The organism is Yoonia sp. 2307UL14-13 (assembly GCF_037572755.1).
Taxonomy (GTDB): domain Bacteria; phylum Pseudomonadota; class Alphaproteobacteria; order Rhodobacterales; family Rhodobacteraceae; genus Yoonia.
Map to the genome: position 1 here is coordinate 1 of NZ_JBBIFZ010000018.1, position 6,147 is coordinate 6,147.

Annotated in this window: 9 protein-coding genes and 1 pseudogene; 4 read left to right on the plus strand and 6 right to left on the minus strand. The window is 58.4% G+C overall.

Going from position 1 to position 6,147, the window contains the following annotated elements; genetic code table 11:
* Positions 1-282 precede the first annotated feature (282 nt).
* Positions 283-558, plus strand: a complete 276-nt coding sequence (locus tag V8J85_RS19945) for a hypothetical protein (protein WP_445285934.1) — start codon at positions 283-285, stop codon at positions 556-558.
* 27 nt (positions 559-585) lie between these two features.
* On the opposite strand, the gene V8J85_RS19950 is transcribed toward V8J85_RS19945, so the two are convergent.
* Genes V8J85_RS19950 through V8J85_RS19960 form a run of 3 tightly spaced genes read right to left on the minus strand, consistent with a single transcriptional unit; the run spans position 586 to position 2,149 of the window.
* A complete protein-coding gene (locus tag V8J85_RS19950; protein WP_339955538.1) occupies positions 586-1,485 on the minus strand; it encodes a DMT family transporter in 900 nt (299 codons plus the stop codon).
* Positions 1,482-1,829, minus strand: coding sequence for an antibiotic biosynthesis monooxygenase family protein (locus tag V8J85_RS19955; protein WP_339955539.1), 348 nt, complete (start codon positions 1,827-1,829; stop codon positions 1,482-1,484). The genes V8J85_RS19950 and V8J85_RS19955 overlap by 4 nt, the downstream gene beginning before the upstream one ends.
* Positions 1,826-2,149 carry an NIPSNAP family protein gene (locus V8J85_RS19960; RefSeq protein ID WP_339955540.1) on the minus strand — a complete coding sequence of 108 codons (324 nt, stop codon included), beginning with the start codon at positions 2,147-2,149 and terminating at the stop codon, positions 1,826-1,828. The genes V8J85_RS19955 and V8J85_RS19960 overlap by 4 nt, the downstream gene beginning before the upstream one ends.
* 73 nt (positions 2,150-2,222) lie before the next feature.
* Here V8J85_RS19960 and V8J85_RS19965 point away from each other — a divergent pair, with 73 nt between their 5' ends.
* The 3 genes and pseudogenes from V8J85_RS19965 to V8J85_RS20120 form a co-directional block, all read left to right on the plus strand.
* Positions 2,223-2,906, plus strand: a complete 684-nt coding sequence (locus V8J85_RS19965) for an ArsR/SmtB family transcription factor (protein WP_339955541.1) — start codon at positions 2,223-2,225, stop codon at positions 2,904-2,906.
* 108 nt (positions 2,907-3,014) lie between these two features.
* Positions 3,015-3,341, plus strand: coding sequence for a VOC family protein (locus V8J85_RS19970; RefSeq protein WP_339955542.1), 327 nt, complete (start codon positions 3,015-3,017; stop codon positions 3,339-3,341).
* A gap of 224 nt (positions 3,342-3,565) precedes the next feature.
* A pseudogene (locus V8J85_RS20120) lies at positions 3,566-3,877 on the plus strand (DUF1428 domain-containing protein); the annotation flags it as partial.
* Between the two features lie 305 nt (positions 3,878-4,182).
* Here the strand turns inward: V8J85_RS20120 and V8J85_RS19975 are convergent.
* The 3 genes from V8J85_RS19975 to V8J85_RS19985 all read right to left on the minus strand — a co-directional run.
* Positions 4,183-4,968: an SDR family NAD(P)-dependent oxidoreductase gene (locus V8J85_RS19975; protein WP_339955543.1), complete on the minus strand. Its 786-nt coding sequence runs from the start codon at positions 4,966-4,968 to the stop codon at positions 4,183-4,185.
* A gap of 253 nt (positions 4,969-5,221) precedes the next feature.
* The gene (locus tag V8J85_RS19980) at positions 5,222-5,842 is read right to left on the minus strand and encodes a DUF6634 family protein (RefSeq protein WP_339955544.1); all 621 of its coding nucleotides are present in this window, start codon (positions 5,840-5,842) and stop codon (positions 5,222-5,224) included.
* Positions 5,829-6,147: hypothetical protein (locus tag V8J85_RS19985; RefSeq protein ID WP_339955545.1), on the minus strand; the 319-nt coding region annotated here is incomplete at its 5' end. The genes V8J85_RS19980 and V8J85_RS19985, both read right to left, overlap by 14 nt.

Genomic DNA, 6,147 nt, shown 5'->3' on the forward strand with positions numbered 1-6,147 from the left:
CGCACCGTGATCTGATGCACCGCATCCCGCTTGAAATCGTCGCTGTAATTGCTTGTCCCCATGTCGGCCTCCTCGCCTCAAAGTTAGGGGGCAAAGCGTCTACAAATCTAGGGGCACCTCAGAAATCCTCTGGGCCTCAAAGGCTACGGGTCTATTGCAGAGAACAACGAGGCCAGGCTGGCCGTCATCCGTGACCAATTCCAGCACCGGTCTGCGGTCGAGTTTGGCGTCAGCGAGGATCGGATCATCATATTCGAACGCTATACTGAGGCGGCTGAGGCCGTGCGGAATGGCAAGGCCGATGCCTACGCCAGCGTCGGTAGGGCACATGCGGGGTTCATCGAGCAGCATCCTGATTGGCCTTTGGAATTGGTTCTTGTGTCCGTGGAGGAAAAGCCGCCCGCATTCGGGTCGTTCGCCTTCAGCCTTGCCGACACACAGTTTCGCAAGGATGTGGACAGCATGCTTTCCGGATTTCTCGGAACGGAAGCCCACAGGGAGATGGTTGCGAAGTTCGGATTCACAGAAGACGAGGTAAACTTGGTAGCTGCAAGCTGACGTCTTAAGCAGTTGCCGTATCAGGGATCACCGTTGCTTCGTGTTCTTTCTGGCAGGCCAATTGATTAGCGCGACACCGGCAATTGCGGCAAACAGACCAAAGGCAACCGGCAGCGTGAACGTCTCGCCGAGGAACACGAGGCCGAGGATAACGCCGATGCCCGCCCGAAGATAACTCTGGCTGGCAACACCCATTGAGCCAAGTGTGCGGACCAGCCGGAAATATACCAGCAGCGCGACGCCCGTGCAGAGAATTGACAGCACGGCCGTCGCCGCGATTGCCACAGCACTCGGGGCGAGGGTCCACGGTTGGTCCAGCACCAAGGCAAGCGGCACCAGAACGGCCGAGGCCCAGATCATCGTGCCGGTAGCGGTCGCGACCGCGCTGATATGGCCGAAGCGTTTGCCGTAGATCGCGGCCCCGGCATAAAGAACGGCACCGACGAGGCAGGCAAGTTGTCCTGCGACCTGATCGCCCAGACCGCGCAGGGCATCGACACCGACGATCAGCACCACCCCCAGCACGCCGAGAGCTGCCCCGATCAGCTTGCGACCGCCAACGACTTCATGGCGCGTCACGAGCGCGGTGATCAGAAAGACGAATATGGGCGATGTCGAGTTAAGCACGCTCGCGAGGCCGGACTCCACATATTGCTGCCCCCAGGCCAGCACCGTCCAGGCACCGATGCTGTTGAACACCGCTTGAAGCAGAAGCATCCGCCATGTCCGTCCGTCGCGCGGCAATCTTTCGGCCCGCGCGCTCATGACCAGCATCAGGAACAAGGCAGCGCCAAATACCCGAAGCGCGATCAACGTGACTGGCGGTATCTCGGCCACGGCAAGTTTGATGAACAGATAGGACGACCCCCAGAGCAGGGCGAGAAGCGCCAGCAGCGGCAATTCTGTCCGTAGATTGGCGGAACTCATTCGTCGTGCGCCTTCCGGCTGTCGGAAGGGGCTTGCGCGCGGTCGAACATGCCATAGTCTCGGATCACGCTGGCAATCCGCAGGCGGTAGTCGTCAAACACGCCGCCGCGCCCCTTGGACTGCGCGCCCCTATGGGCGCTGAGATTGCGCCAGCGGGCGATGGCCACTTCATCCTCGAAGAAGGACAGTGACAGTATCTTGCGCGGATCGGTCAGGCTCTGGAACCGCTCGACCGAGATGAATCCCTCGACCTCATCCAGCATCGGGCGCATCTCGGCGGCGATATCGAGATATTCCTGCTTGCGCCCCTCAGCCGGTTCGACCTCGAAGATCACCGCGATCATGCCTTGTCCCCATGCGGCGCGGAGGCAAGTTTGAGCCACGTCCGATCCTCGCGCAGCAGAAACTTCTCTTTCTGGGCAAATTCATAGTTTTCTCGCCCGAGCGGGTCAGCCGAAAGCCGTGCACGGTAGGCTTCATAGTCGGCAAGGCTCGCCACGTTGTAAATGCCATAGGCTAGCGTCGATGACCCCTCATGCGGCGCGTAGTAGCCGATCAGGTCGGCACCGCAGCGTGGGATCGCCTGACCCCAGTTGCGAGCGTATTGTTCAAACTGGGCCTTCTTCGTCGGGTCAATGTGGTAGCGGATCACGCAGGTCAGCATGGCAAAGTCCTCTTGCTTGTTTTGCCAAGCATAGACATTTGCCTCCCGCTGATGCTTCGATTAAGGTCGAACCATGAAAGAAGGTCCAGACATCGCTCATATCGCCGCTCTTATCGGTGATCCCGCACGCGCAAATATGTTGACCGCGCTGATGAGCGGGAAAGCTCTGACCGTCAGCGAGCTCGCGGAAGAAGCCGGTGTGACGATCCAGACTGCCAGCTCGCATCTGTCCAAATTGGATGGTGGGGGGCTGTTGCGCCCGCGCAAGCAGGGGCGGCACAAGTATTTCTCGCTGGCAGGCGACGAGGTGGCGCATGTTCTAGAGGGTTTGATGGGTCTTGCGGCGGGCGCGGGCCATCTACGCAAACGCACCGGGCCGAAGGATGCCGAGCTGCGGCAGGCGCGTGTTTGCTACAATCATCTGGCCGGCGACATGGGTACGCAGATGTTCGACAGTATGATGGCCGAAGGGCACATTACGCTGGACGGAGACGACCTGACCCTGACGGACACGGGCGCGCTTTTCGCAGCCAAATTCGAGATCGACCTTGATGCGCTCCGCAAAGCCCGCGCGCCGCTGTGCCGCGAATGTCTGGACTGGAGCGAACGCAGATCGCATCTGGCAGGCAGCCTAGGTCGGGCGTTCCTCACGCGCTTTGAAGAAAAGAGGTGGGCCAAACGCGATCAAAAGACGAGGGTGGTTTCATTCTCGCCAAGCGGGATCAAAGAGTTCGAGCGGCTGTTCCAAGTGAATTGATCTTCGAGCGCCAAAAGCGGTCCGTTTCGCGAAACACCGTTACCATGTTAATATCGCCGTATGTCATGGAAACCCGATGGATATACGGACCTTGCCCCTTACCTTCTGGTGAAGGATGCCGAGGCGGTGATTGCCTTTTGTGAGGCGGTATTCAATGCAACCCGGCTTCGTGTGATCGCGGGCGATGATGTTGGCATCATGCACGCAGAGTGCCGCATCGGAGACACTGTGTTGATGATGGGCGAGGCAGATGGGCCATCTGCCATGCTTCACCTTTATCTTCCGGACCCTGACGACGCCATGGAACGCGCAATTGCAGCTGGAGCAGAAGTGATCCAGCCAATGGCAGAAAAGGGTGATGGCGACCGGCGTGGTGGCGTGCGCTCACCGGACGGGACGCAGTGGTTTCTGTCTCGTCAGGTTGAAGGAAGCTAACTCACTGGACAAATACGGCCTAATCTGCCGGCGGAATACCACGGGCTGATCGGATATGACGCGCGGCATCCGATGGCCACTTCGCATCCCAAATTGCATGTAGTGTTTTCGATGAGAACCTGTCGCATTATATGGTTTGCGGAGAAGAGCGGTGATATCCGGGAGGATTGGATATGTATGTTGTTGGCTTTGTAATCCCTGTGCCCTAGGGCAAACTTGAAGCCTATCGTGATTGGTCCGCACGTACCGCAGAACTCCTGACCGAATATGGGTGCCTGGAGATCGTTGAGGCCTGGGAAGACAACGTCCCCATCGGGACGCACACAGATTTCCGGCGTGCTGTCGATGCAAAGCCCGATGAAAAGATAGTGTTCTCATGGCAAAAATGGCCGGACAAGGCGAGCGTCGACGCTGTTGAGAAAGCCATGTCTGAAGACCCGAGATTTAATCCGCCCTTGGAAATACCTTTCGACCAAAAGCGTCTCATCATGGGGTGCTTCAAGCCGATCATGTCCACACTCTCCGATTTGGAATGAGCTGCAGCTAAGCTTACCAAAAGTCCTGCACTTCCGACATTAGTCTCGTGCCAAAATCTGCGCGGCAATAACGGTGGATTCTGTCCGCGTTCCTGCGCCTCGTGGGATCGGCGACTCGGCCCGCTAGGAACTTCCGGTGACGGCGGCGCAGTTTTGGGCCGCTTTTGACCAGCTCAGGCTGTGTGTAACCGCAGGTTTGCGCATCAGGCGTCACGCGCCATATCTCTGCAAAGACGAAGGGCGGCTGAGAGCCCACATTACGCTTTCGACGGGCCGCAGCGAATGACTGATCTGGGATCGTCGCGCTATTCTAGGACATTCCGCGATTCAGGATCATCACCGTGTGCTGCCCGAGCTCCATCCAGCGAAATAACCGTGCCAGACAGGAAACGCGAAGAATCCGAAACAAGAAACTCAACGGCATCGGCGACATCATCTGTAGATCCAAAAGGCATCAGAGGCTGAATGCGTGCCAGGCTCGAAAGGACTGCATCTCGGTCCTTTTCTGACATGTTCGACAAATGCTCGCTTGACCGGTCGGTTTCGATAGAGCCAAGGGCAAGCGCATTGCAGCGGATGCCTGCGGGACCGTAGTCGACTGCCACCGCGCGGGTCAGCCCCTCAATAGCCGACTTCGAAGTTGCGTAGGCTAAGGCTCCCGGGACCGGTCGTTGTGCCTGATGAGAGGAAATGTTGACGATTGCGCCCGGTACGCCAGCTTTCAAGAAAGACCGAACCGCACATCGACATCCAGCGATTGCTGGGGCCAGGTTGGTTTGGACAAGCTGGTACATGTCTGTGCTTGAGGAGGTATGCAGGTCGATATCCCGAAAAACCGACGCATTGTTTACCCAGCCACGCAGGGTGCTCGCGTCAGAAACTCGTTCCAAAACGCTTTCGAGTATTGTGTCGTCCGCGGCGTCTCCTGCGATCGCAACCAGGTGCGATGAGGTAGAGGACATGTCAGTCCATCTCAACGCCTCTTTGTTCGTATCGAGAGCGATTACTAGGCCGCGTTTCGACAGGCGCTCAGAAATCCTGCGACCGATACCTCCCCCAGCTCCAGTTACAACAAAGGCTTCGCCGTGCATTTCTTCTACCTCTTTGGTTTATCTTGGGAGTAAAACTCAAGGTGGCCATTCGAGCTAGTCCTAGCAACGTCTGGAAAGTCCGCATATGGAGTTTCAAGCCGCCAGTAGCGAATGACCGCCTTCTGAGCCGAGACCAGTTCATCCGCTTGTTCGCTACTTTGCCTCGCATTGGGCTTTCTTATAGCAATGCAAGAGTCGGGTAGCGTCAGAATGAAACGGTTGCCAGAGCTTCACCACTGACGTCCTGCACATCTTATTCTTCCCTGACCCCTTCGCTGATCTGGTCTGCGGCGCAGATTGCTTGCGCTTCCCAGACCTCAATTGCCATCGCGCCGATGCCGTCGGCTTTCCTGCCCCACTTTCGATGGAAGTCTTCTGGGGTCGACTGGCCCCTGAGCCAGTACCATCGTGAGACCGTCCTTGCCCATCTGAACTCACGGTCAAGACCGCAGAGCGGGGATGTCCGGATCATCGGGCCGATCGGTGCGGGATGACTGTCCACCTTACCGACGAGATGTGCCTGAGTGCCGTACTCCGACCTGATCGGCACCCAACCGAACAGGATGGGTGCATGCTCGAGGTCAGACTTGCTGGGCCCGACGACGGCCAGTTCGAGCGATCGCAGGCGCATCCGGGCGGCGACGAGGCGCCATGCATCCTCCACCGCAAGCACCCATTCGAGCGGCAGGACGTATCTCGCGCTCCCACTCCGGAACGGTTCGATTTTGGGAGCCACCTCCAGGATCAGCGCGATCAGGTCGGGGGAGATGTCGTCCCATCGAACCAGGGTCCCTCCCTCGTATCCATCGACCCGGACCGGCGCGATGGATTTCAGCTGCTGAAGGAGCGCGCTATCGTTGTCATTCGGGTCCACGATGGCTCTCCCAAATACAAGCCGCGCGCAGATAGGATGTCGATGCAGCCACAAGCTCCTCGGCATAGCCGCGCGAGACGTTGCGGATGTCCGTTTGACTGACATTGGCGCGTAACCGTCTGTGAGAATGCCCGACGAACCAGCCGTCCGGCTGATAGCCAGCGAGGATGAGCGCGCCTGCTGTTTGGAGCGCGTATTCACGGTTCAGGAGCGCGATCGGGTCGACAGCGAGCCGATAGAAGCTGTCCAAATGCAGGTCTCCGAGGATCACCACGCGGCCGGTGTCAAATGGGATGGTAAGCGTG

Coding starts and splice junctions, on each gene's coding strand:
- V8J85_RS19950 (WP_339955538.1), bottom strand. CDS start 1,485: ATGAGTTCCGCCAATCTACGGACAGAATTGCCGCTGCTGGCGCTTCTC.
- V8J85_RS19955 (WP_339955539.1), bottom strand. CDS start 1,829: ATGATCGCGGTGATCTTCGAGGTCGAACCGGCTGAGGGGCGCAAGCAG.
- V8J85_RS19960 (WP_339955540.1), bottom strand. CDS start 2,149: ATGCTGACCTGCGTGATCCGCTACCACATTGACCCGACGAAGAAGGCC.
- V8J85_RS19965 (WP_339955541.1), top strand. CDS start 2,223: ATGAAAGAAGGTCCAGACATCGCTCATATCGCCGCTCTTATCGGTGAT.
- V8J85_RS19975 (WP_339955543.1), bottom strand. CDS start 4,968: ATGCACGGCGAAGCCTTTGTTGTAACTGGAGCTGGGGGAGGTATCGGT.